This window comes from Pedobacter sp. Hv1, from assembly GCF_001412215.1.
Taxonomy (GTDB): Bacteria; Bacteroidota; Bacteroidia; order Sphingobacteriales; family Sphingobacteriaceae; genus Pedobacter.
Map to the genome: position 1 here is coordinate 109,039 of NZ_LLWP01000001.1, position 26,998 is coordinate 136,036.

The window sequence follows — 26,998 nt, forward strand, 5'->3', positions numbered from 1 at the left end:
TAATGGCAAAAGATGGAATTAAAGCAACTGGTAGTTTCAGTTTGCAAATTATTGACAAACGTACTGGTAAATGCCTTGAAAAATTTAAGGAGAACAATCTTGTTCTTACACTTGGCCATTCCAATATAGCAAAGCTATTGGGTGGTAATGCTGCGGGTAAGCCTATCACCAAAATAGCAGTTGGTACAAACGGTACTTCACCAGCACTTGGGAATAGTTCGCTAACCGACGTGTTCAGTAAATCCTTAACCGGAGTTACCTATCCAACTTCAAATTCCACCAGGTTTGAATGGACTATACTCGATAGCGAAGCAAACGGTATGACAATTAGGGAGTTTGGACTGCTTAATGTCGACAACGTACTATTTGCAAGAAAAGTAAGATCTGAAATCGTAAAGACCGATGCAGTGTCATTGGTTGGAACTTGGACCGTAACTATTAATTCATAATTATGTCAACATTACCAGAAGAAAATAATTGGGAAGCAGGAATTTACCTGATCGAAGAAATAGATTTGGTTCGCGGGGGTATTGAAGGCATTTCAAACCGTCAAGCAAGAGAATTGGCAAACCGTACTTTATGGCTCAAGAACTCGCAACGTGGCTTTCATAGCGACCTTACTTTAGTTACCGCTACCAAAACATTGATATATGCCGAAATTATAAATAAGCTAATTCTTGTCAATGGTTCAGCTACCATTCAATTAACGCTACCTAGTATAGATGTGTCGCTTACCGGAATAAAAGCATGTATCCAGAATAATTCACTTTTTAATGTTACTGTTTCTGGAACACTAAGGTTTGATGTAGTTAATAAATCTAACATCTATTTGGCTGCTGGTGAAACTATTGAACTAGTCTGGATAGGAGATAAATGGTTAGTCCGTGAATATATGGGTAACCTTAAAGATGTTGGAAGCACATTCTTTGATTATAAGCAAAGACAAAACACACTTGTCTGTAATGGTGCTGCGATAAATAGAGCTGACTACCCTCGTTTATGGGAATTCGCTCAAACATTAGGTAGCAGCTTAATTACGGATGCCGATTGGAACGGAATACCTGGCAATAAGGGTTTCTTCAGTTCCGGCAATGGTTCTTCAACTTTCAGGCTTCCAGATTTAAGAAGCATGTTTATTAGAGGTCTTGATTTAGGAGCTGGTATTGATATTGGAAGAATGACAGAACTGCCAGGTGGTTTTGAACCAGATGAATTCAAGTTACATAATCATGTAAGCGGAAGTCCGCTTCAAAACCCGGGTGATCCAAGACAATCAGACCATTACACGAAAAGATTATCTACCGATTTAACTGGTCCAAATGAATACAGCTATATAAATCGTAGAACGGATGATGCTGGTGGTTTGGAAACCAGACCAAAAAACATTGGTCTTTTACCTTTAATTAAAGTATAATGGCAGACATAAATAACATTGAAACAATACAGGATTTAAAAGATGTTGTTTCAGAATATTTAACCACTCCAAGAACACCAAAACTGACAGGTGCTCAACTTGGTATTATAATCACCAAAACAATAGAGTTGGTTAGATCTAGTGATGGAGAAATTCCGGTCACACCTGACGCTCCAACTGCTGGTGTTGTAGATGCTCAAGTATTTACTTTTGGCTTTACTGTAAATCCAGAATATTCTGCTTTATCTAATTATCAATATCGATATCAGGAAACTGGTCAAAGTTTTACATCCTATTTAGAGGTAACGCAAAATCCAATCCAGTTACCAAACAAAAACATAGCTGTAAACAAGTTGGAAGTAAGAATAAAAGCTATTGGGATTAATTACGCAAGCGAGGCATTGAAAAATAGCACTGCCTATGTTGAGATCATCGCTATTCCAATTATTACTTCTCAACCAGTTAACACAACTGTTGAAATAGGTGGGGATTTGTTATTAAGCGTTACGGCTTCTTCTAGCACATCAATGTCTTTCCAGTGGTATAAAAATAATATACTAATGACCGGAAAAACTTCTAATTTATTAACCCTTAGTAATGTCCAAATAGAAGATGCCGGGCTATATAAGGTTATCATTACTAATTCGGAGGGAAGCGTGATTTCAAATGTAGCTACTGCGTTAGTTTCCTCTTACATCATCAATGATTTGTCAGATATTGATGGACTTGTATACGATATGGATTTCGCCTCTGCAGAAGCCACAGGCGGAGGCATTGCCTCTGCTATAGATAATGTCAATGAAATTGTAGTTTTACAGCCAAACCCTGATAACAGGCCATCACTAATCGAAACAGGGGGATTGCTGGATGCTCCATATGCCAAATTTGAGGGCAGGAAATACCTAGATGGTCCAGCCCTAATACCATCTGCTGAAGAAGTAACTCTCTTTATAATTCGTAGGATAGGTGAACAAACGGGTGGTGATCTTTGCACTTTCCATAATGGCAATTTTAATGGAACATATCTGACGGACGATGGCTATGGTCTCTTTACTGACTGGAACAACTATCATAAGGCGATGCATACGCCGCCAACGGCAGCTTTAGAGGTAGGCATGAGTTCAACCACTCCTTTTTGGGAGCTAGAAATATGTGAATTTTCCATCTATGGAAAAAAATACTACGACAATTTTGGCCGGATATTAAATGAAAACGAATCTGCCTTTTTACCGCCGACACTTCGTCATAGGATTGGCGGTTCACTAAAGGATGGGCTTAACCAGGATATACAGAGAATATTTGTTTACGACAAAAAACTAACTGGTTTAGAAAGAAGGTCAATCACTGAATATTTTAGTCAGAATTTTCTTCTAAGAATTCCTGATTTAGTTGTAACAGAGGGTGATTCAATCACTTATGGTTCTGGCTCAACAGGTGGTTATACAACGGTATTAGGCAATATTTTGCGAGCAGATGGATATCCTTCACAAATCACAAACTATGCAGTTAATGGATCAAGAACAGGAGATGTATTGAGCAGGATTACGCGCGACCCTATTTACGGAACCCCTACACCCGATTTGTTCGATGTCAGGGTTAATAATATATATACTCTTATGATAGGTCGTAATGACCTTACTAGTGGCGATAATATAGAAGATATTTGGAGCAACATTGTTGAAATCTGTTCTTTGATGAGAAACGCCGGATTTAAAATCGTTTTGCAAACTGTTTTAATGTCTATTGGAGAATTATCGGACGCAGAAATGCTTGCAGACCTTTTAGACTTGAATACTAGAATTAGAACGAATGGCTTAGAAATCGCCAATGCAATACATGATGCTTACGCAATAGAAGAAACCCAAGACCCTGAAGATACCGAGTGGTATAGTGATGGTACTCATCCAACCACTGCACTACAATTGATAATAGGGAATAGTTTGAGTGAGGTAGTAAAAGAAGTGCTTATATAGTATAGTAATTCGAGCTTAAATAAATTTCATAGGAGCATCTATTAACAAAACGATTATGACAATAACTAAAACAGGAAGGATAATACATATTAAAAATACTAATCCTTAAAATATTATTTGCATTAAAAGTTTCGAAATTGATGGATTTATAGTAGTTGGTACTGGAAAATTCAATTGGACCTCAAAGTTAAACAATAAAATATGATAACTACAGTAGAACTTAATAGGAAATATGGAGAGCCGAACAAAACAGGAGCTGGTTATCTTACAACCATAACTTTGCCTTTCCCATTATATACATCATGGAGCAATGAAAAGGTTACGAGGATACAATGTCATAAGTTGATTGCAAATAATCTGTTAGCGGTATTCAATGAGCTATTGACCTATTATGGCGTAGATAAAATCCATGAATTGGGGATTGATAGATATGGGGGCTGTTTCAACTACAGGTTGATGAGGGGCAGCGAAACAACGCTTAGCCGTCATAGTTGGGGTACGGCAATTGACCTAGACCCTGATAGAAACCAATTGAAGGAGACATCAAAAACAGCCAGGTTTGCCCGCCCAGAATATAAACCTATGATCGATATCTTTTATAAGCATGGGTTCCTTTCATTGGGCAGGGAAAAGAACTACGACTGGATGCATTTTGAGATTGCCAGCTAATGAAGAGGCTTTTATACAGCCTGATATTGGCGGCTGACCACAGCTCATCTGTCTGGGGAAGGTTACAGTTTATGAGCGGTGTGGTATTGAAGATTGCTCCATTGGCATATCTGCTTGATATGGCTGATTGGTGGTTCAAGGAGAACAAGCAATTTGGAACATTCATCTGCATAGCAATTCTTGTCAACATGATTGTAGGAGCCGTGAAACATCTTAAGTATAAGACTTTTGATTTTAAGCTTTTCTTCGCCAGAAACTGCATGATGATTTTCGTTGTCTGCATGGTCTATATCATGCTCGAAATGCTTAGATATACTGCAGGGGCAAACATAGTGGGGGAGATATTCAAGGTTCTCATACAGGTTACCACGTTGATGTACCCGACATCCAAGGTATTCAAGAACTGCTATATACTGAGCAATGGGAAATATCCACCTGAGTTTATAATGCAGCGACTATATAATTTTGAACGTAATGGCGACCTGAACGATTTATTTAAAACAAAGAAAGATGCAGAAGCAGATAAGATTAATGAAACTGAGTAGCCTTTTACTGATTGGTGTGTTATTTGCCAGTTGCGGTACTCGCAAAGCCAATATAGATAAGTACCTGGCCAATGTTGTGATCAAAGAGAACACAACCTTAAAAGTTGATAGTTCATCAATTGAAAATGAACAGTCAATGGAAAAGGAAGTGACCAAGTCCACCGATCAAAAAGACGTTACCCAAAAAGATGTTACGACACAGGTAAAGGAAGTCTTTAAAGACGGTGTTGTTGTTGAACGGACTACGACTACAACGATAACTGATAAGGTCGACAAAAGTAAGCTGGAAATCGAAAAAATTGTTGAAAAGGAAAAGTCCTCATTAAAGGAAACATTAAACCGAATTGAAAAAACAGCCAACAAGGTTGTTGATAGTCTGATCAAAGAAAAACATAAAGAAGTCGAAAACAAAAAAGGCATTGGTATATGGGTATACATTGCACTAATACTGGTCGCTGTGTGTTCAATCTGGTGCTGGTGGAAGACAAGGTAAAGAAACTACATGCCTCTCGTTATTGAGAGGCTTTTTTGTTTTAAAAGCATTCCTGATTCGAATGTTTAAAATTTGTTAAAACATTTTGCTAAAAATATTAGTAATATTGTTGGCTCAAATTTTAATAATAATTGCCATGATCAGACAGATAGAAATACCAAGAAACGAATTTATTGATACGTTGCCTGACCCGGGTAAAGTATCTGGTTTTGTTAGTCCTGCTGAAGATTACAAGCAACGACGGCTGCACATAGCCCAGCGTATTGTCAATGATCCGATAAATACTTTTTATTTTGAGGCAGATGATGATCAGATGAAATACTTTGGAATTAGGAAGGGGAGCATCATTGTTGTAGACAAATCGGTAAAGGTAAGGTCTGGGAATATTGTAGTATGTTGCGTTGATGATGAATGGCTTACAAGAAAACTTTGTGTCAGGAACTCTGGTACGTTTCTTTGCATTAATGATTCAATGGGTGCATGTATAAATATAACGGGCAAGGATATTACAGTTTTTGGATCGGTAACATGGACTTGTTCACCCCATAATATTTAATATATGATTGCCCTTGCCGACTGCAATAATTTTTACGCAAGCTGTGAGCGTCTTTTCAGACCAAAATATATTGGTGTTCCTGTTGTTGTTTTAAGTAATAATGATGGATGCGTTATTGCTAGGAGCAATGAAGCAAAGGAGATTGGGATTGTTATGGGCGCCCCTTATTTTCAGATCAAGGATATCATAAAGGAAAATAATATTGCAGTTTTCAGCAGTCATTATACACTTTATGGCGATATAAGCGCCCGTGTAATGACCAATCTTGCAAGGTTTACCCCAGAAGTAGAAGTTTATAGTATTGATGAATGTTTCCTTAACCTAAAAGGATTTGATAATCTACAGGATTATGCAACTGAAATAAGAACCTCTGTAGTAACAAACACAGGTATACCTATAAGCCTGGGAGTTGCACCGACAAAAGTTTTGGCCAAGGTTGCGAATAAAAAGGCAAAAAAGGGTAATGGTGTAATGGTTCTTGATTCCGATGAAAAGATATCAAAAATACTAATTGACTATCCGGTAGAGGACCTTTGGGGAATTGGTAGGCAATATGCAAACAAGCTTATCTCAATGGATATAAAGACTGCTGAGCAATTAAGGCAATTACCAATTGATTGGGTCCAAAAGAATTTAACGATTGTTGGAGTAAGGATGTGGAGGGAATTATGGGGTGAAAGCTGCATACCTCTAAAGCTAAGTCTTGATCCCAAGAAGGGGATGTGTACTAGTAGGGCTTTCGGAAAAATGACAGGCGATTATGTCGAACTACAGGAAGCGACTGCAAGTTATGCCTCAAGACTTGCGATGAAGTTGAGAAGAGAAGCCAGGTGCGCTACCGTGTTGTCAGTTAGACTGCTTACAAATCGCTTCAATCCAAGCCATCCTCAATGCTATCCATCTATTACTGTTCCATTAGCTCATCCGGTAAACAATACAAATGATATAATAAAAGCTGCACTTTTTGGATTAAAAAAAATATATTTGAGAGGTTATTTGTTCCAAAAGGTTGAAGTGATGGCGACTGGATTGATACCTCAGAATGAGGTGCAGCTCAATATTTTTGACAAATTCGACGGTATTAAATACGATAAGCTAAGTCAGATAATGGATAAGGTAAACATGCATTTTGGTGCTGGTACCATTAAGATTGCCACTGAAGGGACAAAACAAAGATGGACATTGAGGCGAGACTTCCTCAGCCCAGAATATACGACCAATTGGGATGATATCATAAAAACTAAATAGTTATGTGTGTTAGATATACACTTTCTGCTGATGATAAGGAGATTTTAAATGCACATCCATTAAAGCTGGTTGGTGAATGGGAACCTCACTTTAATCTGGCCCCAACGTTAAAAGGATTAGTTATTACATCAGATGAACCTGAAATAATCCAACACATGAGGTTTGGAATTGTGCCTTATTGGGCAGAAAGTCTTGCATTGACCTATGATACATGGAATATAAGAAGCGAAGATGTCCTAACATCTAGGATGTACAGACCATTAATTGTAAACCATAAAACCTGCCTTATTATTGCTGATGGATTTTATGAATGGTTCAATGCAAAGCCTGAAAAGTTACCATGGTGGTTTACCACAAAAAGAAAGACTTTCTGTTTTGCTGGACTTTGGAGTGAATGGAAAGATCCTGAGACAAATGAAAAACATCGTTCTTATGGAATTATGACAACTGTGGCTAACAAAATGCTTGCCGAGATACATTATGAAAAACCAAGAATGCCAGTTATTCTACCAAGGAATAGAGAGAAGATGTGGATAGATAAAAACATATCTCCTGCACAACTGTTAACTTTGTGTGTTCCATATCCTGATTCAGAAATGAAAAAGACTAGGGTCAGTATTAGGGTAAATAGAGTGGACAGAACTGATAAACCAAATAACGATATCGGTCTAATAATGCCATTAAATACAGATGAATAAAAAATAATTTATGGAATCATTCGAAATAGAACTATTAGGGAAAGTAATCACAGTTAGGCCGCTGGATTCAGAGGATTATGAAGTTTTTGAAGATGGCCAATATTTAGGAGTAATTACCCCTATATTGGGTGATAATGGTATTACCTGGAGTACACACTCAGAAAAAATAGCTAATGATTATGCGCAGCAGATTGGTGAGCTGATTGAGGAACATGATATGTAGTTAGCACTATTTCTTTGACTGATAATTTTTGTATTCATCAAGGGTAACAAATCTTTCAGGCCCCATTGCGATAAATTTATGGTCTTCAGAATTCGGGTTAATTAGCCTAATCTGGCAATTATGGTATTCGTCACCATCAAGAATAAATACAAATCTAACTCGTTCTTTTGGATGATCAATTTCAGGTAATCCATCAAGTACAGAATATAAATTATCTGCGATAAATTTAACATCTTCTCCAATAGGCAATGTGAAGATGATTTCATCTAGGTCTAAACGACTAATCGAAATCGACCATCCTCTGTTACCGTAGATAGGTTTTAGATTCTCAATTAACTGAAATTTATATGCGTGTTCCATTTATAAATTAGACTCAATAAGCAACTTAAAAGCAAATAAACGGTCCCAAATCGGTTTGCTGGATAAAGCATTTGGGTTTGCCCTAAGAGGTATAAAATGGCTTTCTAGGAATTTGTCAACATCGGTAATCGTAGTGCCAGGTAAAAGCATTATAGGAGTAGCTGGTAGCTCTACATTTTTAAACCAGTTTTCAAGTTCTTGGATAGTCATTCTGCAAATTTAATCTTTATTATATGGTTGGTTAATTAAATTTCAGGTCCTCTGGGTTATAAACCTTATTCAAACTGATATCAAAGCCACGCATATATTTTTCAGTTTCGGTAAGACTTGAGTGCCTACAGATATGTTGTATCTCATAAGGACTGGTTTTCTTCATCATTTCATGGATTACCCTAGTGTGTTTCCAACTATAGATTGTGTATTCTTCCGGTAGGTTATTGGTATCCTTGATCTCCTTATAAATTCTGGCCAGTGAGTTTTTACCAGCCATTTTAATCGAAGGCTTCCCTCCAGACCCAAAGATATACCACTCTCCAGGTAGTTGTTTGATGTTCATGGATTCCACTATTTTTTCGAAATCAGGGGTAAAGTCCCTAAAAGCCTCACGTCCATTCTTTGTGATCTCCTTTCTGAAGCGCACACGCTTTAGGTTAAAGTCAATGTCCGCCACCTTCATCTTTAATAGTTCTTGTTGGCTCCTGACACATAGGTGGTAGGTAAACGCACAAGCATTATAAAGGAGGTTTTCGCCAGTATCTAACATATATTTCTTTAGTGGTGTCGCTATTTCCTTTGGATACCATTTATGAATTCCAACAATGGCCCTTACTTTATCAATCTTGCCAGATGCAGGGTTCTTAACGATGTATTCTTCTTTTTCGAACCAGTTGAATACCGTCATGATAAGTTCAACATGGCTATTGTAGGTAGTTGGGCCCCACTCCCTATCCTTTTTTGTAAATAGCAGCGCATCTGCAATATGCTGTCGCTTTATCTCGCTTACCTTCAGGTGTAAAAGTTGTTTTTCTGTAAGGAATTTAGTGAACCACTTTATAACGCCCCTATGGGTAGAAAGAGAATTTGTATTATTAATACGCTCTATCCTACTATCCATGTAAAGATCCAACGCCTTAATGATATTGGTATTGCCTTTTAATTTCTCATCCGCTTCAACAACGGCCTTTTCAATTTTCAACTCTACGGCCTTGATTTCTGCTTTGATAGAGTTAAGTTCGTTAAGTTCGGCTTCAAAAGGATTATAAAAAGAATGTTTCAGTACATACTCCCATACCTTAAGCCTAAGTTTAGCGTACTTTAACCGTTCATCGCCCTTAAATCGGTTGATGTTGTCGTACTTCTTGATCCGTATCCTTTTTCGGGGATGGTTATTCCATAAGGGGAATGGCACATCATGGTTCCACCAGATATACCATTTTGTAGGATTATCTGTGTTCAACTGCGGTTTAGAGGGTGGCTGCATTTTAGATATCGCTTTTTTAATTGTGTCCCCGTTGTGTCCCTTTATGAAAAAAGCAGCCCCTAAGGACTGCTTTTCATCTACGGGTGGCTGATGGGGCTCGAACCCACGACCCTCGGCACCACAAACCAATACTCTAACCAACTGAGCTACAACCACCGTATTTTTTAGTGTCACAAAAGTACGATTTTTCTATTTCCCTGCAAATATTTTTATCATTTCTCTATTAAAAACACTTAATCGTTTAACTTACAATAGATTTAATAAAAAATTAACTCATTTTAAATGCAACTTTGTGTATTTAATATTTTATTATTTAACTTGCACGTGGATGGGGACTTTGTTTGAACTCATGTCAAGCCAGAGCAGACCCTCTCCGTTAAGCTAAAATCGGCCTTGGCCTGTTCGGCAGGCAGCAATTAGCCTTACCAACCATTTTAATAGAACAGGACGCAGCCGTGGCTTTTTTGCCTACTTTTTCAGCTACTGGAAAAAGTAGGACCCGCGGTAGCGAAGAAGTTTTATTTAAAATAATATAAAACCTATTTTTACAATCAGATAACAACCTAAAACTAATGAAGAAACTATTGACACTATCGCTCGGTCTTCTATTGCACACCACCATCATGGCGCAAGAAAAACCGCAATGGATGCGATACCCAACTATTTCGCCCGATGGTACCACCATTGCCTTTACCTATAAAGGCGATTTGTACCGTGTAGCCAGCACTGGTGGCAATGCACAGCAACTCACCTACCACGAAGCGCACGATTACATGCCGCAATGGAGCAAAGACGGTAAACAGATTGCTTTCGCCTCAGACCGATATGGCAATTTCGATATTTTTGTGATGGATGCCAATGGTGGTCCGGCCAAACGCCTCACCTACCACTCTACCAATGAAGTTCCATTTAGTTTTTCGGCAGATAACAAATCGGTTATTTTTGGCGGAGTGAGACAAGATGCGGTTAACCACCGTCAATTCCCTACAGGCTCACAACCAGAACTTTATAGCGTACCTGTTAATGGTGGCGGTATCACTCAAGTGTTTACCATCCCAGCCGAAGCCGTGCAAAGCAGTAAAGATGGCAATACCATGCTCTACCATGATAAAAAAGGTGGAGAAAACGAATGGCGCAAACACCACAAATCGGCCATTGCCCGCAACATTTGGCTGTACGATAAAAAAACAGACAAACATACCCAACTTACCAGCTTTTATGGCGAGAACAGAAATCCTGTTTTTACAGATAATGAGCAAAGCATGTATTATTTAAGCGAGGAAAGTGGCAATTTCAATATCCACAAAATGCCTTTAAAAGAAAAGGCGAAGAGCGAACAAATTACCAAATTCAAAACCTTCCCGGTTCGCTTTTTGAGTGCCTCCAACAATGGCACTTTGTCTTTCGGTTACGATGGCGAATTGTACACGCTTAAACCAGGAGCCAGTCCACAAAAACTGAATGTGGTGATCAATACCCAAGAAAAATCGAACAACGATGCTTTTGTCACCATTAATGGTGGGGTAAGAGAAATGTCGATATCGCCCGATGGCAAAGAAGTAGCCTTTATTGCCCGTGGTGAAGTATTCATTACTTCGGTAGATGGCAAAATGACCAAAAGGTTAACCAATACACCTGCGCAAGAACGTTTCGTAGAATTTGCTCCCGATGGCAAATCGGTAGTGTACGCCAGTGAACGTGAGGGCAAATGGCGCATTTACGAAACCAGAAAAGTGCGCAAGGAAGAACCTTACTTTTTCGCAGCTACCCTATTGGAAGAAAAACCAGTAGTGAGCAACAATAACGACAATTATATGCCAACGCTATCGCCAGATGGCAAAAAGATAGCTTTTATAGAGAACCGCCGTACTTTAAAGGTAATGGAACTGGGCAATAAACAAACGGTAACCTTGTTAACGCCTGATCAGCTTTTTTACATGCAAGATGGCGACCAATATTTTACCTGGAGCCCAGATAGCAAATGGTTATTGGCTACGTACAAACCTACCATGTCTAACGGTGAGGTAGTTTTACTAGATGCCAATGGCAAAGAACCTATGAAGAACTTAACCAAAAGTGGTTATGGTGATGGGAATGCCAAATGGGTAAATGGCGGCAAACAATTGATCTGGTTTAGCAATAGAGACGGAATGAAAGCGCATGCCAACAGTGGTTCTTCGCAAAGAGATGTGTACAGTATGTTTTTAACCAAAGACAGCTGGGATCGTTTTAACCTCAGCAAAGATGATTTCGCCCTATTAAAAGATGTAGAAGCTGCAGAGAAAAAAGCCAAAGACGAAGCGGCTAAAAAGGAGGTTAAAGATCCGAAAGCTAAACCTGTAAAACCAGATTCGACCGTTGTATTCGATTGGGATGGATTGGACAACAGAAAATCGAGATTGACCATCCATTCTTCTTCTTTAAGTGATGCAGCCTTGTCAAAAGATGGGGAAAAGCTATATTATTTGGCCAGTTTCGAAAAAGGCACCAATTTATGGAGCACCAATTTACGTACCAAAGAAACCAAAATGGAAATTCCTTTAGATGGTATGGGTGGCAGCTTGGTATGGGATAAGGCACAGAAAAATCTCTACTTATTGAGTGGTGGCCGTATTGCCAAAATCAATACAGACAACAACAAACGCGACCAGATCAATATTGAAGGCGAAGTACAAATAGATGGCGCAGCCGAAAGAGCTTACATGTTTGAGCACGTGTGGTTACGCAATAAAGGGATGTTCTATACACCAGATATGCACGGTGCAGATTGGGATGCCCTAAAGCCAGCCTATGCCAAATACTTACCACATATTGGCAATAGCTACGAATTTGCCGAAATGCTTTCTGAGTTATTGGGCGAATTGAACGTATCGCACTCTGGTGCCCGTTACAGCAGAAGTATTCCAAATGCAGATGCTACGGCATCATTGGGCATCATTGCCAGCTACAAACATCAAGGTGATGGCATCTTGATCGATGAAATCCTCTCTGGTGGTCCATTAGACAGAGCGAACATGAAGGTAAAAGCTGGAATGATCATCGAAAAAATTGATGGACAATTGATTGAAGCCAACCAAGATGTAGCTAAATACTTGAACCGAAAAGCAGACCAGTTTACTTTAATTGAAGTTATAGACCCAAAAACCAAAGAAAGACAGCAGGTAACCATTAAACCGATTAGTTTGGGTGCCGAAAACCAATTGTTGTACAAACGTTGGGTTAAAATTAACCAAGCTGAAGTAGATAGTTTAAGTAAAGGACAATTGGGTTATGTACATATTCCGGGCATGAGCGATGGTCCTTACCGCAGCGTTTATGAAGAAATGATGGGTAAATTTTCTGATCGCAAAGCCGTAATCGTTGATACCCGTTTCAATGGTGGTGGCGATTTAGTATCTGATTTAGCGATGTTCTTTACTGGTCAGAAATTCTTAGATTATGCCACTGCACAACGTTCGGTAGGTTTTGAGCCAACCTTTAGATGGACCAAGCCAACTTTGGCCATGTTTAACGAAGCCAATTATAGCGACGGACATTGTTTCTCTTGTGGTTATACAGATCTGGGCATTGGAAAAACAGTAGGCATGCCAGTACCGGGTACTTGTAGTTTTGCAGGTTGGGAAGGTTTACCTGATGGCACCACTTGGGGTTCTGTACCCATCAGCGCCAAAAATAAAGCTGGACAATGGTTAGAGAACAACGAAACCAAACCAGATATCCAAGTTAAAAATATGCCTGGCCAAATTGACAATGGAAAAGACCAACAATTACAGGTGGCCATTGCCGAATTACTGAAAACAGTAAAATAAGTCAAATTGATACACTAAAAGAAAAGCCCGAATCTTCAAAATTCGGGCTTTTTGGTTTGATCTTTTCCACATCGCTATGCGAGTATGGTCAATAAAACTTAGCTTTGCCAGCAGTTATGATACAAATCTACACAGACGGTGCAGCAAGTGGCAATCCGGGCCCTGGTGGCTATGGGGTTATTTTGCGTGCCGGTGCACATTACAAAGAACTGAGTGGTGGTTTTCGGATGACCACCAATAACAGAATGGAGTTGTTGGCGGTAATTGAAGGTCTGAAAGCCTTAAAAAATCCCGGACAACAGGTTACCATTTATTCAGATTCTAAATATGTGGTCGATTCTGTAGAAAAAGCTTGGGTATTTGGCTGGGTAAAAAAAGGATTTCAGGGCAAAAAAAACAAAGACCTATGGATCCAATATTTGGCCCAACATAAACTCCACCAGATCAAATTCATTTGGATCAAGGGCCATAACGACCATCCCGAAAACGAACGTTGCGATCGCCTGGCCGTAGCCGCCTCCCAAAACCGAGCAGAATTAGGCATAGATGCCTTTTTTGAAGCAGAGAGAAGTTAAAGATTAAAAGTAAAAAGTTTAAAGTAGTAAGTGCTAAGTAGTAAGTTTAAAGTTCAAGGTTAAAAGTAAAAAGTTGTTTTAGTAGTAAGTTATAAGTTAGTGATGCTTTCAGCCTTAAGCTTTCCGCTAAAGTAGTAAGTTGAAAGTTCAAGGTTGAAAGTAAAATTATGTTTTCTACAAGAGCTATCCACAGTTAACTCCCAAACTATTTCCTATTTCCCATTCCCTATTTACTACTCCCTATTTACTATCTACTTAACCCCAACTTCCCGACCCCTGTCATCGGACTTATTACCTAATGAACAACTGAACTAATGATTTTGTCAGTCTGAGCCCGTCGAAGACAATGAACCAACAAACTACTAAACAAAAAAAGCCATGCTACAATGCAGCACAGCTTTTCTAAAAATAATTTTACGTTTTTTACTTCACAGCAACTGGTACTGAGATTTTATCCCATTCTAAAGTAAATCCAGCTTTGGTAACTTTATATACCAATCTTTCTTGCGTTGCAGGCAAAGCTTTGGTCTTTACATCAACACGCAATTGATCTTTAGCTTCTTCGTACTTAAAAGCACCCCATTGTTTAGCTTCTTTGTTAAAAATAGCTGTCCATGTACCACTTTCTCTAGGAATTAAAAAGAAACTATATTTTCCGGCTGGCAAAGTTTTTCCTTCAACCTTTAGGTCTTTATCTGTTTCAAAAGTAGTAGCATCATTTGCACCAGCACGCCAAACTTTATCGTAAGGCTCTAATCCACCCCAAATTTTACGTTCTTTAACTGCCGGACTACTGTAATTAATGGTAATAGTGGCATCTTTAATTTTACCCGTAGCAGTAGCCGCAGGACTAGGTTTAGGTTTCGCCGCATCTTGTGCTGCTGCATTGATTGAAATGCATACTGCAAAAAGTAAGGTGATCGATCTAATAATTGTTTTCATAATTTTAATAGTTTTCTACCTCCTAATTTAATGATTATATCTGAATTTTGAATAGCAATAGTAAAGATGTGAATAGCAAGACAATCAGTTCAAGAAAAAATATTTGAGTATCAAGTAGCGAGTATCAAGTAGCAAGACTAAAGACCCAAGAATAAGAAAAAAGATGTGAGATTTGAGTATAAAGTAGTAAGTATCTAGTAGCAAGACAAACACCCAGATTAAAGCACAAAAACTTTTACCCCCAAACTATTTCCTATTCCCTATTTTCTATTTACTCTATTTCCTGCTTCCTATTCCCCAATTACCACTCCCTGTCCTTGCAAAGGCGTAACCGGCGAATGCTCAGCCATTAGTGCCTCAGCCATTTTTACCATTTTAGCAGACCCAATAAATATAGATGTACGTTGGTGCAGTTCTGTAGGTTCGATATCTAATATTCTGTTCAAACCGTCAGAGGCGATACCCCCAGCCTGTTCAATGATAAAAGCCATTGGGTTACACTCGTACAATAACCGCAATTTTCCATTAGGTGAGGCTGCAGTAGTCGGATACATATAAATGCCACCTTTAATTAAATTTCTATGGATATCGGCCACCATTGAACCAATATACCTAGAAGTATAAGGTCTTTTGGTAGACAAATCTTCTACCTGTGCATATTTAATGTACTTTTTAACTCCATCAGGGAAATGTACATAGTTACCCTCGTTGATAGAATAAATGGTTCCATCTTCAGGGATTTTCATATTTGGATGTGATAAACAAAACTCACCAATTGATGGATCAAGTGTAAAACCATTTACTCCTTTTCCAGTAGTGTATACCAACATGGTTGATGAACCGTAGATCACGTAGCCTGCAGCTACTTGTTGTGTTCCTTTTTGCAAAACATCGGTTAATGTCGCATTTCCTTCAACCGATTTACGGCGATAGATAGAAAAAATGGTACCTACAGCAACATTACAATCAATGTTTGATGAACCATCTAAAGGATCGATACAAACAATATATTTGGCATTTTTAGATACTGGTGAATCGATCGGCACAAAATCATCTTCCTCTTCTGTGGCCACGATACAACATTCGCCACCGCTCGTTAAAGCGGCAATAAACTGCTCGTTGGCATACACATCCAATTTCTTTTGACCTTCGCCCTGAATGTTGGTTGTGCCTGCGTCGCCCAAAATATCAACCAGACCAGCTTTGTTCACTTCTCTGTTTACAATTTTCGAGGCAATCCCGATATCCCTTAACAACCTAGAGAGTTCGCCTTTGGCGTAAGGAAAGTCTAATTGTTTTTCGATGATGAACTGACCTAATGTTTTTATACCTGACATATTACTTAGTGTACTTTATACGTTATCTATTCCCTAATTCTATGGCCTCAAAGTTATGTATTTTTTCTTCCGAAATACTAAAACGAATCAAAGTTCTTACTTTATGCCAACCATGTTTTCCGGCCGCACCGGGGTTTATATGTAAACAATTGATTTTTTTATCGAAAATTACTTTTAAAATATGTGAATGACCACTGATAAAGAGCATTGGTGGCTTAGTGTAAATTTCTTTCTTCACCTGCGGACTGTAATGGTCTGGATAGCCTCCAATGTGTGTCATCCAAACATCTACGGCTTCGCACTTGAACTTCAAATGTTCTGGAAACGCTATTCTAATGTCTTTGTCATCGATATTTCCATACACCCCCCGCAAAGGTTTAAAGGCTGCTAAGGGCTCTGCCACATCCGGCCCAAAATCTCCGGCATGCCAAATCTCATCACACTCATCGAAGTATTTAAAAACAGCATCGTCCAAGTAACCATGCGTATCAGAAAGTAGGCCTATTTTTTTCATATTGGATTTATTCTTCTAGTCTTCGATGGGCTCAGACTATTTTCTTAGTAGTAAATAGGGAATGGGAAATAGAAAATAGCTGGTAGCTTAGCCAGTCTCAAATGTTATTAGCAAATCTTCCTTCTTGATACTTGCTAATCCAGTCTCACTACTCATATCTCAGGTCTCAAATCTCATCACCAAATCTTCTTTCTTGATACTTGATACTTGGTACTTGATACTTGGTACTTGATACTTGATACTCACAACCCGTAACCCACAACCTTTAACCCTTCTTTACCGCCTTAAACACACCATTTGGTTGTATAAAAAGCATTGTCGTTACTTTTTGATCTGCTCCAACTTCAAATTTCACACTAAAACCTTTCAATGCTTTCAGTATAAAAGTATGGTCATCGCCTACTACAGTTTCGTATTCTGGCTGCCCAGGCACTAACACATATAAGGTATTTCCTTTCAAAAACACTTTAACGGGAGTTTGTCCCATGCTGTATTCGCCAACATATTTTTCAAGTTCCTTTACCGATAATACCTTTAGCTCTGGCTTAACAGCAAATACCACTGGTTTTTCGCCACCATCTAACAAAATACCTATACTTTGTATCTTCCCATCCTGACCACTGGCAAAGTTAAACAGCAGGTTACTTTCTGTAGTATCTACCACTCCATTTTTATCAATAGATCTTGGGTCAAAAACATCGTAATACATATGTTTAAGCACTACTTTTTCATCACCTATTACAGTATATAAACCATTCTTTTCAAACGTTACCTTAATGATGCCATAAGCTGGATTTTCAAAAGAACCTGTATAATCCTTTAACTGATGTGAAGGAACAGTATTTAAAATCGGTTTTTTTTTAATCTCCTTCTTGCTTAAATTAGCTGCCCTTGCCGCTGCCGCATTCTTTTTGGCATCGCCATTCCAATCAATAGTTTTCAAGTTAAAGATCCGATCGGCAATAGAATTACGCACTACATCTGGAACCGCAGACTGGTTTTGGTTAGTCAATACCACAATCCCGATCTTCTCTGTTGGAAAAAAAGCAACATTGGCAGAAAACCCATTGATATTGCCTCCGTGTTCTACCATGTAATGCCCACGATAAGAACTCAGCATCCATCCTAAACCATAATTGTCAAAATAAATATCTTTATTGGCGCCAGGCAAACCGCCATCCATTACCATTTGAGAGCTGGCTGCTTCGGCAATATAGGTTTTAGGTAAAATCTCCTTTTTTTGATAAAGGCCACCGCTAATCCATACTTTTAACCAATTGGCCATCTCATTTACACTACTATTGATACTACCCGCTGGACCCATGCCATTGATGTTGTAATAATCTACCTTTTTAATCACATTACCATTAACTACAGTGTAAGGCAAAGAAGCATCACTATCGTTCTGAAAAGTTTTAATATCTGTATTGGAACGGGTCATATCTAAAGGAATAAAAAATTTCTCCTTGATATTTTGCTCCCAAGTTTTACCACTCAACTTTTCTACAATCATGCCCTGCGCCAGGTACATAAAATTATTATAGTACCATTTCTGTCTAACTGCTACTGTTGGCTGCATATATTTTACCCGGGCAATGATGCTGTCTCTATTGGAAGTATTGAACAACAACCACGAAAAATCATATCTAGATAGTCCTGTTCGGTGTGCCATTAAATCACGTACGGTAATTTGGTTATTCATCTCATCACTATAAAAGCGCAACTGCGGAAGCAGGTTTACCGCTTTATCATCAAGTGTTAATTTACCATCTTTTTGTAGCAAGCCTAACAAAGAAGCCGTAAATGCCTTGGTACTAGAACCAATGGCAAAAAGTGTATTCGGGGTTACCGGTTTTTTATTGTCTACATCTCGGTAACCAAAACCATTGCTATAAATCACTTCATCGCCTTTTACTACAGCCACTGCAAAACCAGCTGCATACTGGTCTTTTAAAACCTGTTTCAATAGCGAATCGATACCTGGTATTTTATCGGTAATTAAGGTTGGCTTTTGATTTTGCGCAAATAAAGAAATGGAAATGAAGAAAAATAGCAGATAGGATAAAGTAGATTTCATGTTTTAAATAAGGTTAAGATTGTTGCACTAAATTACAAATTATAGCCAGATAAGCCGATTAAAGTTCCAAATTGCTAATAGCCTAAAAAGAAATCCTTTAACAATTTTTGATAAGCTTTGGTATAGACTTTTTCAGCTTCGTAAATATAAAAGTGTTCTGTTTTCAACTCAGTTTTCTTTCTACCAATACTCACAATCCTTCTAAACTCTGGCTTGGTTTGGTCTGAGTGTAAATGGATCATTTGCTGTTCAAATAGACCATGCTCCCTGCCCTTTTTCACTAACAATTCTGCCTGTTTAATAGGCAGCACAAACCAAAACTGTCCATCTTCGCTTAAAATAGTTGCTACTTTTGCAATCAGCTCATCAAAAAAGACTTCGTTGGTATGTCGGGCAATGCCTTTTTTTTCTTCAGCATTTTTAAGGTCGTTTACAAAAAAAGGTGGGTTAGATACGATAAGATCGAATTGGGCAGAAGGATGATATTGTTCTATTGCGATAGGATTAGCTTTTAATCTATCGGCAAAAACTGACGACTGAAAATTCTTTGCTGCAGTAGCCGATGCCTGTTCATCAATTTCTACCGCTTCAATTTGTGCCTGCGGAAAACGTTGGGCCAACATTAAGGCAATTACTCCGGTACCAGTACCAATATCTAAAATCTGTTTGGGGGCTTTGCTCGTTACCATTGCAGCCAGTAGCACCCCATCTGTATTGATTTTCATGGCACAACCACTTTGGTCGACCTCAAATTGCTTGAACCTGAAAACACTGCCCATTGTTAACGCTGGTAAATTTCTAATGGTAGGCCATCAGGGTCTGTAAAAAAAGTAAATTGTTTACCTGTAAATTCATATCAATACGAATGGGCTCGGTTACAATCCCCTGTTCATTTAGTGTAGTGCTTACCACCAGTACATCGTCTACCTCAAAAGCCAAATGCCTTAACCCTGCAGCTTCTGGTCTTGAGGGTCTAGCAACTGGGTTCTCGAAAGAAAAAAGCTCGATCTGATAGGTTCCATTTACAGCCAAATCTAGCTTGTACGATTTTCGCTCTGCCCGATAAACTTCTGCCAAGATTTTAAAGCCCAGCTTCTCTACATAAAAGCGTTTAGACACTTCGTAGTCTGTACAGATAATGGCAATATGGTGGATCCGATTGAACATAGTGATTTCTTTCCATCAAAAGTAATAAAACCCGAATATATTACACGCTAAGGTGGCATTTTTAACAGAGAGCTTACCCACTATGCTAAACAAACTTTAATATGATGGCATAAAATACCGATTACGCATCTGGCATAGCAGAATTTCGCAGGATAGCTCATTAGAATCCTTACAGAATCTTTGATGATGCGAATGTTCAAGGGAATATGCAGCGGGCGCAGGGATTGCGAATGCGGCTAAGCCTCATATTATCGCCAGCAGAATTCTGATGTTGCTATTCAAGAAAGGATGCAAGCCTTGATTTTTGTTTCTTTTTATCAAGAAAAAGAAAAAAGCCCGTCTGGCTGAGACAATAATAATTATTGAGGTTTAAAAGCGAAATCCGTGGCATTTTTAAAATTTTAACACTAAATTTGCATCTTCAAAAAACAAGCATGATTCATTTCTTCCTAAGTCAATCTGAGGCGGTTTTTGTTTTGCAAACAGAACAAGCCCTTTCTGCAACTGATATTACAAAACTTGAATGGTTATTCGGCGGTGCCAAACTTCAAAATGAAAAACTCCTTACTGGTTTTTTTGTTGGGCCACGTGCGGCTATGATTACGCCTTGGAGTACCAATGCCGTAGAAATTACGCAGAACATGACCATGACAGGGATCATCAGGATCGAAGAATTTCAAAAAGTAGCTGAAGATTTCTCAGCCTTCGACCCCATGCTTTCGCAAAAATACAAACAGCTAGACCAAGATATTTACACCATCAACATTCAACCAGAAGCTATTCTGGAAATTACAGACATTGCTGCCTATAATAAACAAGAAGGCCTTTCTTTAAGTGATGATGAAGTTGAATACCTAAACAACCTGGCTACCAAACTAGGCAGACCCTTAACAGACTCTGAGGTTTTTGGCTTTTCGCAAGTAAACTCAGAACACTGCCGTCATAAAATATTTAATGGCAAGTTTGTAATTGATGGCGTAGAGCAACCTACTTCTTTGTTTAAGTTGATCAGAAAAACTTCTGAAGAAAATCCTAACGATATTGTTTCTGCTTATAAAGATAACGTAGCCTTTATTAAAGGTCCGGTGGTACAGCAATTTGCACCAAAACGTGCAGACGAACCTGATTATTACACCACGAGCGATTTCGAATCGGTAATTTCATTAAAAGCAGAAACCCACAATTTCCCTACCACAGTTGAGCCTTTTAATGGAGCCGCAACAGGTTCTGGAGGCGAGATTAGAGACAGGTTGGCTGGCGGACAAGGTTCATTGCCTTTGGCAGGTACTGCAGTTTACATGACAGCGCTTTCTCGTTTAGAAGAAAATCGCCCTTGGGAAAAAGGCGTAGAAGAAAGAAAATGGTTATACCAAACACCAATGGATATTTTGATCAAAGCTTCTAATGGAGCTACTGATTTTGGAAATAAATTTGGACAACCATTGATTACTGGTTCTGTTTTAACCTTTGAGCACGAAGAACACTCACGCAAGTTAGGCTTCGATAAAGTGATCATGTTAGCAGGCGGTATTGGTTACGGTAAAGCCAGTCAGGCACAAAAACAAAAACCACAAGAAGGCGATAACATCGTTATTTTGGGTGGCGAAAATTATAGAATTGGAATGGGCGGTGCAGCTGTTTCATCTGCTGATACTGGCGAACATGGTACTGGTATTGAATTAAATGCCATTCAACGTTCAAATCCCGAAATGCAGAAAAGAGCTGCCAATGCCGTTAGAGGTATGGTAGAAAGCGACCACAACACCATTATTTCTATCCACGATCATGGTGCAGGTGGACACTTGAACTGTCTTTCAGAGCTAGTTGAAGAAACTGGTGGTAAAATTAACCTAGATAAACTTCCGGTTGGCGACCCTACCCTTTCGGCTAAAGAGATTATCGGAAACGAATCGCAAGAGCGTATGGGCTTGGTCATTAACGATGAGCATATCCAAACCTTACAAAAAATTGCAGACAGAGAACGTTCTCCAATGTATACCGTTGGTAAAGTAACAGGTGATCATCGTTTTACTTTCCAATCGGCCAAAACAGGTGCTAAACCAATGGATTTGGAACTGAAAGACATGTTTGGCAGTTCGCCGAAGGTGGTAATGGAAGACCAAACCATTAATAGACCTTACGAAGCTGTTGCTTACAATACAAACGAATTCAATACTTATCTAGAGCAGGTATTACAGTTAGAAGCTGTAGCCAGTAAAGATTGGTTAACCAATAAAGTAGACAGATGTGTGGGTGGCCGTGTAGCCAAACAACAATGTGCGGGCCCTTTACAATTGCCTTTAAACAATTGCGGTGTAATGGCCTTAGATTTTCAGGGTAAAGAAGGTATTGCTACTTCAGTTGGTCATGCACCGTTATCAGCCTTGATTGATGCAGGTGCAGGCAGTAGAATTGCCATTGCAGAATCTCTTTCGAATATTGTTTGGGCACCATTAAAAGATGGATTAAAAAGTGTATCACTTTCTGCCAACTGGATGTGGGCCTGTAAAAACGAGGGGGAAGATGCCCGCTTATACCAAGCGGTTAAAGCCTGTTCTGATTTTGCTATTGCATTAGGAATCAACATCCCAACCGGAAAAGATTCGCTATCGATGAAACAGAAATACAAAGATGGCGATGTAATTGCCCCTGGAACGGTAATCATTTCAGCAGGTGCCAATTGCGATGACATTACCAAAGTAGTTGAACCTGTATTACAGAAAGATGGTGGTTCAATCTATTACATTAACCTTTCTAACGATAGCTACAAATTAGGTGGTTCTTCTTTTGCGCAGATCTTAAACAAAATTGGCAACGAAACGCCAGATGTGAAAGATGCAGCTCAATTGAAAAATGCATTTAATGTAATTCAACAATTAATTAAGGAAGAAAAAATACAGGCAGGACATGATATTGGCAGTGGTGGTTTAATTACTACCTTGTTAGAGCTTTGTTTTGCCGATCGCAATTTAGGTGCAAACTTAGACTTAAGTGCTTTAGGAGAACAGGATAGCATTAAATTATTATTTGCAGAAAACATTGGCTTGGTATTCCAAGCAGAGGCTAGTGTTGAAGCCATTTTTGAAGCCAACAACATTACTTACCATAAAATTGGTGAGGTGAGCGAAACAGCTATCTTAAGCTTGAAAAACTTCGACACCAATCTGAACCTTGATATTGACCACTTGCGTGACGTTTGGTTCAAGACTTCTTATTTATTAGACCAAAAGCAAAGTGGACCTGTTAAAGCAAAAGAACGTTTTGACAATTATAAAAATCAATTGTTAAAATATACTTTCCCAACCCAGTTTGATGGAAAGAAACCAGTAATAGACCACACTAAACCAAGACCAAAAGCAGCCATTATTCGCGAAAAAGGAAGTAATTCTGAACGTGAACTGGCCAACGCCATGTACTTGGCAGGTTTTGATGTGAAAGATGTACACATGACAGACTTGATCTCTGGCAGAGAAACATTAGAAGACATCCAATTTATTGGAGCTGTTGGTGGTTTCTCTAACTCTGATGTATTGGGATCGGCTAAAGGTTGGGCTGGTGCATTTATGTACAACGAAAAAGCAAGAATAGCATTAGAAAAATTCTTTAACCGCGAAGACACCCTTTCTGTTGGTGTTTGTAATGGTTGTCAGCTTTTTGTAGAGCTTGGCCTAATTAATAAAGACCATGCAGAAAAACCAAAAATGCTACACAATGCAAGTCATAAACATGAGAGTATTTTTACCTCTTTAACTTTACAAGAAAACAATTCTGTAATGCTTTCTACCTTAGCTGGTAGTACCTTAGGGGTATGGGTATCGCATGGCGAAGGAAGATTCCATTTGCCATATACAGAAGAAAAATACAACATTGTAGCCAAATATGGTTACGAAAGCTATCCAGCAAACCCTAATGGTTCGGCTTACAATACCGCCATGTTGTGCGATACTACAGGTCGCCACTTGGTAATGATGCCACACATTGAGCGTTCGTTGTTTCAATGGCATTGGGCAAACTATCCAAAAGGAAGAAAAGACGAAGTATCACCATGGATGGAAGCTTTTGTAAATGCCAGAAAATGGGTGGAACAACACAATGGATAAAATCTAAATAAAAAAATCCATCTCCTTTACAGAGATGGATTTTTTGTTTATAAAGTTCATTAGTTCAATGGTTCATTAGTATCATTAGTTCATTGGCCGATAGTCTTTGCAAAAAGCTTAAGGCTAAAAACATAAAGCGGCCAAACTTATTATTTAGAACTTTTTACTTTCATCTAGAAGAAAGCTTAAGGCTGAAAGCGTAAAGCGCCAAAACTTATTACTTAGAACTTACTACTTATAACTTACCACTTTAAACTATTTCCTATTCCCTATTCCCTATTCCCCCTCTTCCCTTCAAATCCCCTTCACATCCTTCCTCACTTCCTTTCTCCATTGCTTACCAAAGGTCTGGTCTAAATATTTTGCAACTGTAGCATTATAATCTTCAATACAAATATCATTGGGCACCATACAGCCGAAATCGAAATATTTGAGTTTATACTTTTGTTCAAACACCTCTTGTCCTTTTACACGTGTAGAAACAATCCCTCCTAAAATCAGAAAATTAACCTTCCCTTTTTTAAGATCTACTTTGGCCTTCATCTTACTGTTTTCGCATTTTGTATCCACAATCGTTCTTCCTTCAACATTTGTTAGGAAAAAAACATAGAGTAATAAAATGGAGATGATACTAGTTTTCATTTTGGTCTTTTTTTTTAAAAAGATGCTGTTTTTATACAAATTCCATAAGAAAAAGAAAAACTAATCAGATCAACTCACTAAAGTTACTGTGTTACTGTGTAAAGCTTTTGTGGGTTAATTATTGAAATATTTGTATGTTTGATATTCAAAAAAACCTAAGTTGGCCTCTCTTCGTATCTATATCAAACTTTATTCTGATTGGAAGAATAAAGGCTAGCCTAGTCATTAACCAAATATCAAATCAGCGTTATTTTAAATATGCTACAACTTAATTCTGTTCTATTATGTGCGGCATAACTGGATTTATAGACCACAATCATGTTTTAAATGAGCAAGACCTCAAAAATGCCTCCTCAATTCTACAACACAGGGGTGGCAACGGAAATGGTATCATCTTCGATCAAAAAGAACATTATACTTTAGGTATTGCAAACGAGCGTTTGGCTACTATAGATCTCAGTACCAAAGGCCAACAACCACTTACTTCTACCTGCGGCAATTACAGCATAACCTTTAATGGCACCATCTATAATTATCTAGAGCTTAGAGAATCATTAATTAAATATGGGCTTATCTTTTCTACACTAACCGATACCGAGGTTATTTTAGAAAGTTATAAAAAATGGGGTAACAGTGCATTTGAGAAACTGGATGGTTCTTTTGCTTTTGTAATTTTAGACCGAAAGCTGAACCAATTGATTGTTGCCAGAGACGAAATTGGTACCAAACCGCTGTTTTATTACAAAACGAAAGGTTTTTATGCTTTTGCCTCAGAAATGAGAGCCTTATTTGCCTATCATGTAATTGAGAAAAAAATTAACCCTAATGCCTTGTCAACTTATTTTAGGTATGGTTATTTTAAGGGCGAAGAAACCATTTACCAAGAAATTTTCAGATTTAAAAAGGGCTATCTCACCATTTTAGATATCCATAGTGGCAACAGTTACGATGTACCCATTATTAGAAATAGGGCCCAACAACCAGCACAACCTATAAGTACAGAAACTGAAGCACAGATTTTAGATAAGATTGAAGAACTGTTAACCGAATCTATTTTAAAGAGAAATGTGGCCGATGTGCCAATTGGCGTTTTGTTAAGCGGAGGTTATGATAGTGCAACTGTAGCTGCCATTTTGCAAAAGAACCAAACCAAAAGAATTAAAACATTTACCATTGGTTTTGAGGGCGAAAAAATGGATGAAGCTCCACAAGCCCGTAAAATTGCAGAACATTTAAAAACCAATCACCAAGAATTTCATCTCAAAAAAGACACCGCAAGTGCGATTTTAAAAAAACTACCAGAAATTTTTGAAGAACCCATTGGCGACAGTGGTGCCATTGCACTCCTATTTATCTCAGAAAAGGTAAATAAAGAAGTAAAAGTATTGTTAAGTGCTGAGGGTGGCGATGAACTATTTGGCGGCTATAGAACTTATGCTAAAGCACTAAAATTCGATTCTTTTCACCAAAAGAAATTACCGCAGTTTCTAAAAAATATCATTACAAGTGCACTTAAAAAAAGCAGCACAAAAACCAAAGCTATTATTGAAGCAGAGGGATTATTAAATAAATACCTAGAAATTAATGCTTGTTTTACCAACCAACAGTTAAACAAACTACTTCAAACCACAAGCACTACTAAAGTTAAGCCCAATGATCAGGTTCAAAATATCAAAGATCTTTTAATCTACGACCTGCACAATTACCTACCTAACGATCTTTTACACAAAAGCGATAAGTGTTTTATGAGTTTTGGTGTAGACAATAGAGATGCACTTTTAAAAACAGAGCTGATCAATTACCTTAAAACATTAGATTCTGAATGGTTTATTAGAGATGGGCAGCAAAAATATCTCTTAAAAAAGATCACCAACAAATATGTACCCGCTCATTTAATGGACAAACCAAAAAAAGGTTTCGTTATTCCGCTGGCTACTTGGTTAAACACCACATTTAAACCCTTGGTAGATATTTATTTAACCCCAGAAAAGTTAAATGTGCACAATTTATTGAATATTGAACAGGTACTCAAAATCAAAGCGAACTTTAAAAACAACGCTTCAGATTACAATGCGCAAAAAGTTTGGCTATTGCTGCAATTCCAGATGTGGTACGAACGTTGGATGGTTTAATTTCAAAAAAAAGCGATGAACAAAATTGTCCATCGCTTAAAAAC

The 26,998-nt window shown here is 38.3% G+C and carries 23 protein-coding genes, 1 tRNA gene and 1 pseudogene; 14 read left to right on the top strand and 11 right to left on the bottom strand.

Translation table 11 applies throughout. From position 1 onward, the window contains the following. Positions 1–2: 2 nt before the first annotated feature. The 10 genes from AQF98_RS00600 to AQF98_RS00645 all read left to right on the top strand — a co-directional run bounded on the left by AQF98_RS00600 (position 3) and on the right by AQF98_RS00645 (position 7,819). The gene (locus tag AQF98_RS00600; protein ID WP_055129976.1) at positions 3–449 is read left to right on the top strand and encodes a hypothetical protein; all 447 of its coding nucleotides are present in this window, start codon (positions 3–5) and stop codon (positions 447–449) included. A 2-nt stretch (positions 450–451) separates the two neighbouring features. Then, entirely contained in the window at positions 452–1,414 is a 963-nt protein-coding gene (locus AQF98_RS00605) for a phage tail protein (RefSeq protein WP_055129977.1), read from the top strand. After that, the gene (locus AQF98_RS00610) at positions 1,414–3,387 is read left to right on the top strand and encodes a GDSL-type esterase/lipase family protein (protein WP_055129978.1); all 1,974 of its coding nucleotides are present in this window, start codon (positions 1,414–1,416) and stop codon (positions 3,385–3,387) included. The genes AQF98_RS00605 and AQF98_RS00610 overlap by 1 nt, the downstream gene beginning before the upstream one ends. A 201-nt stretch (positions 3,388–3,588) precedes the next feature. Beyond that, the gene (locus AQF98_RS00615) at positions 3,589–4,056 is read left to right on the top strand and encodes a M15 family metallopeptidase (RefSeq protein ID WP_055129979.1); all 468 of its coding nucleotides are present in this window, start codon (positions 3,589–3,591) and stop codon (positions 4,054–4,056) included. Beyond that, a complete protein-coding gene (locus AQF98_RS00620) occupies positions 4,056–4,601 on the top strand; it encodes a hypothetical protein (protein ID WP_055129980.1) in 546 nt (181 codons plus the stop codon). Before AQF98_RS00615 ends, AQF98_RS00620 begins: the two co-directional genes overlap by 1 nt. Beyond that, entirely contained in the window at positions 4,567–5,094 is a 528-nt protein-coding gene (locus AQF98_RS00625) for a hypothetical protein (protein WP_152969599.1), read from the top strand. The genes AQF98_RS00620 and AQF98_RS00625 overlap by 35 nt, the downstream gene beginning before the upstream one ends. A gap of 136 nt (positions 5,095–5,230) precedes the next feature. Next, entirely contained in the window at positions 5,231–5,650 is a 420-nt protein-coding gene (locus AQF98_RS00630) for a LexA family transcriptional regulator (protein WP_152969600.1), read from the top strand. Between the two features lie 3 nt (positions 5,651–5,653). Next, entirely contained in the window at positions 5,654–6,898 is a 1,245-nt protein-coding gene (locus tag AQF98_RS00635) for a Y-family DNA polymerase (RefSeq protein ID WP_055129983.1), read from the top strand. 2 nt (positions 6,899–6,900) lie between these two features. Beyond that, positions 6,901–7,596 (top strand): SOS response-associated peptidase, encoded by a 696-nt coding sequence (locus AQF98_RS00640; RefSeq protein ID WP_055129984.1) that lies wholly within the window; start codon positions 6,901–6,903, stop codon positions 7,594–7,596. A 10-nt stretch (positions 7,597–7,606) separates the two neighbouring features. Beyond that, the gene (locus AQF98_RS00645; RefSeq protein ID WP_055129985.1) at positions 7,607–7,819 is read left to right on the top strand and encodes a hypothetical protein; all 213 of its coding nucleotides are present in this window, start codon (positions 7,607–7,609) and stop codon (positions 7,817–7,819) included. A gap of 6 nt (positions 7,820–7,825) precedes the next feature. Here the strand turns inward: AQF98_RS00645 and AQF98_RS00650 are convergent, their stop codons facing one another. From AQF98_RS00650 to AQF98_RS00660, 4 genes are all read right to left on the bottom strand, one after another. Then, a complete protein-coding gene (locus AQF98_RS00650) occupies positions 7,826–8,179 on the bottom strand; it encodes a hypothetical protein (protein WP_055129986.1) in 354 nt (117 codons plus the stop codon). Further along, positions 8,180–8,389 (bottom strand): hypothetical protein, encoded by a 210-nt coding sequence (locus AQF98_RS00655; RefSeq protein ID WP_055129987.1) that lies wholly within the window; start codon positions 8,387–8,389, stop codon positions 8,180–8,182. It abuts the gene before it with no gap. A 31-nt stretch (positions 8,390–8,420) separates the two neighbouring features. Beyond that, positions 8,421–9,659 carry a phage integrase SAM-like domain-containing protein gene (locus AQF98_RS21770; protein WP_082434861.1) on the bottom strand — a complete coding sequence of 413 codons (1,239 nt, stop codon included), beginning with the start codon at positions 9,657–9,659 and terminating at the stop codon, positions 8,421–8,423. Positions 9,660–9,741: 82 nt separating this feature from the next. Then, positions 9,742–9,815 (bottom strand) — tRNA-His (locus AQF98_RS00660). A gap of 416 nt (positions 9,816–10,231) precedes the next feature. Between AQF98_RS00660 and AQF98_RS00665 the strand changes: the two genes are divergently transcribed. After that, entirely contained in the window at positions 10,232–13,468 is a 3,237-nt protein-coding gene (locus AQF98_RS00665; protein ID WP_055129988.1) for a S41 family peptidase, read from the top strand. Positions 13,469–13,584: 116 nt separating this feature from the next. Then, positions 13,585–14,043 (top strand): ribonuclease HI, encoded by a 459-nt coding sequence (gene rnhA / locus AQF98_RS00670; protein WP_055129989.1) that lies wholly within the window; start codon positions 13,585–13,587, stop codon positions 14,041–14,043. A 423-nt stretch (positions 14,044–14,466) separates the two neighbouring features. Here rnhA and AQF98_RS00675 read toward each other — a convergent pair whose 3' ends face one another. From AQF98_RS00675 to AQF98_RS00700, 6 genes and pseudogenes are all read right to left on the bottom strand, one after another. Beyond that, positions 14,467–14,985, bottom strand: coding sequence for a DUF2911 domain-containing protein (locus tag AQF98_RS00675; protein ID WP_055129990.1), 519 nt, complete (start codon positions 14,983–14,985; stop codon positions 14,467–14,469). A 290-nt stretch (positions 14,986–15,275) separates the two neighbouring features. Continuing rightward, positions 15,276–16,322: a class 1 fructose-bisphosphatase gene (gene fbp, locus AQF98_RS00680; protein WP_055129991.1), complete on the bottom strand. Its 1,047-nt coding sequence runs from the start codon at positions 16,320–16,322 to the stop codon at positions 15,276–15,278. Positions 16,323–16,344: 22 nt separating this feature from the next. Beyond that, complete coding sequence (locus tag AQF98_RS00685) at positions 16,345–16,836, bottom strand: metallophosphoesterase (RefSeq protein ID WP_055129992.1); 492 nt, start codon at positions 16,834–16,836, stop codon at positions 16,345–16,347. A gap of 265 nt (positions 16,837–17,101) precedes the next feature. Next, positions 17,102–18,913, bottom strand: coding sequence for a serine hydrolase (locus AQF98_RS00690; protein ID WP_055129993.1), 1,812 nt, complete (start codon positions 18,911–18,913; stop codon positions 17,102–17,104). 74 nt (positions 18,914–18,987) lie between these two features. Next, the gene (locus AQF98_RS00695; protein WP_055129994.1) at positions 18,988–19,692 is read right to left on the bottom strand and encodes a tRNA1(Val) (adenine(37)-N6)-methyltransferase; all 705 of its coding nucleotides are present in this window, start codon (positions 19,690–19,692) and stop codon (positions 18,988–18,990) included. 2 nt (positions 19,693–19,694) lie between these two features. Further along, positions 19,695–20,080, bottom strand: a pseudogene (locus tag AQF98_RS00700) (VOC family protein). 413 nt (positions 20,081–20,493) lie between these two features. Between AQF98_RS00700 and purL the strand changes: the two are divergent. Continuing rightward, positions 20,494–24,180 (top strand): phosphoribosylformylglycinamidine synthase, encoded by a 3,687-nt coding sequence (gene purL, locus AQF98_RS00705; RefSeq protein WP_255352914.1) that lies wholly within the window; start codon positions 20,494–20,496, stop codon positions 24,178–24,180. A gap of 294 nt (positions 24,181–24,474) precedes the next feature. Here the strand turns inward: purL and AQF98_RS00710 are convergent, their stop codons facing one another. Continuing rightward, positions 24,475–24,822, bottom strand: coding sequence for a hypothetical protein (locus AQF98_RS00710; protein WP_055129996.1), 348 nt, complete (start codon positions 24,820–24,822; stop codon positions 24,475–24,477). A gap of 284 nt (positions 24,823–25,106) precedes the next feature. Here AQF98_RS00710 and asnB point away from each other — a divergent pair, with 284 nt between their 5' ends. Then, positions 25,107–26,954 carry an asparagine synthase (glutamine-hydrolyzing) gene (gene asnB / locus AQF98_RS00715; protein WP_055129997.1) on the top strand — a complete coding sequence of 616 codons (1,848 nt, stop codon included), beginning with the start codon at positions 25,107–25,109 and terminating at the stop codon, positions 26,952–26,954. Positions 26,955–26,998 lie beyond the last annotated feature (44 nt).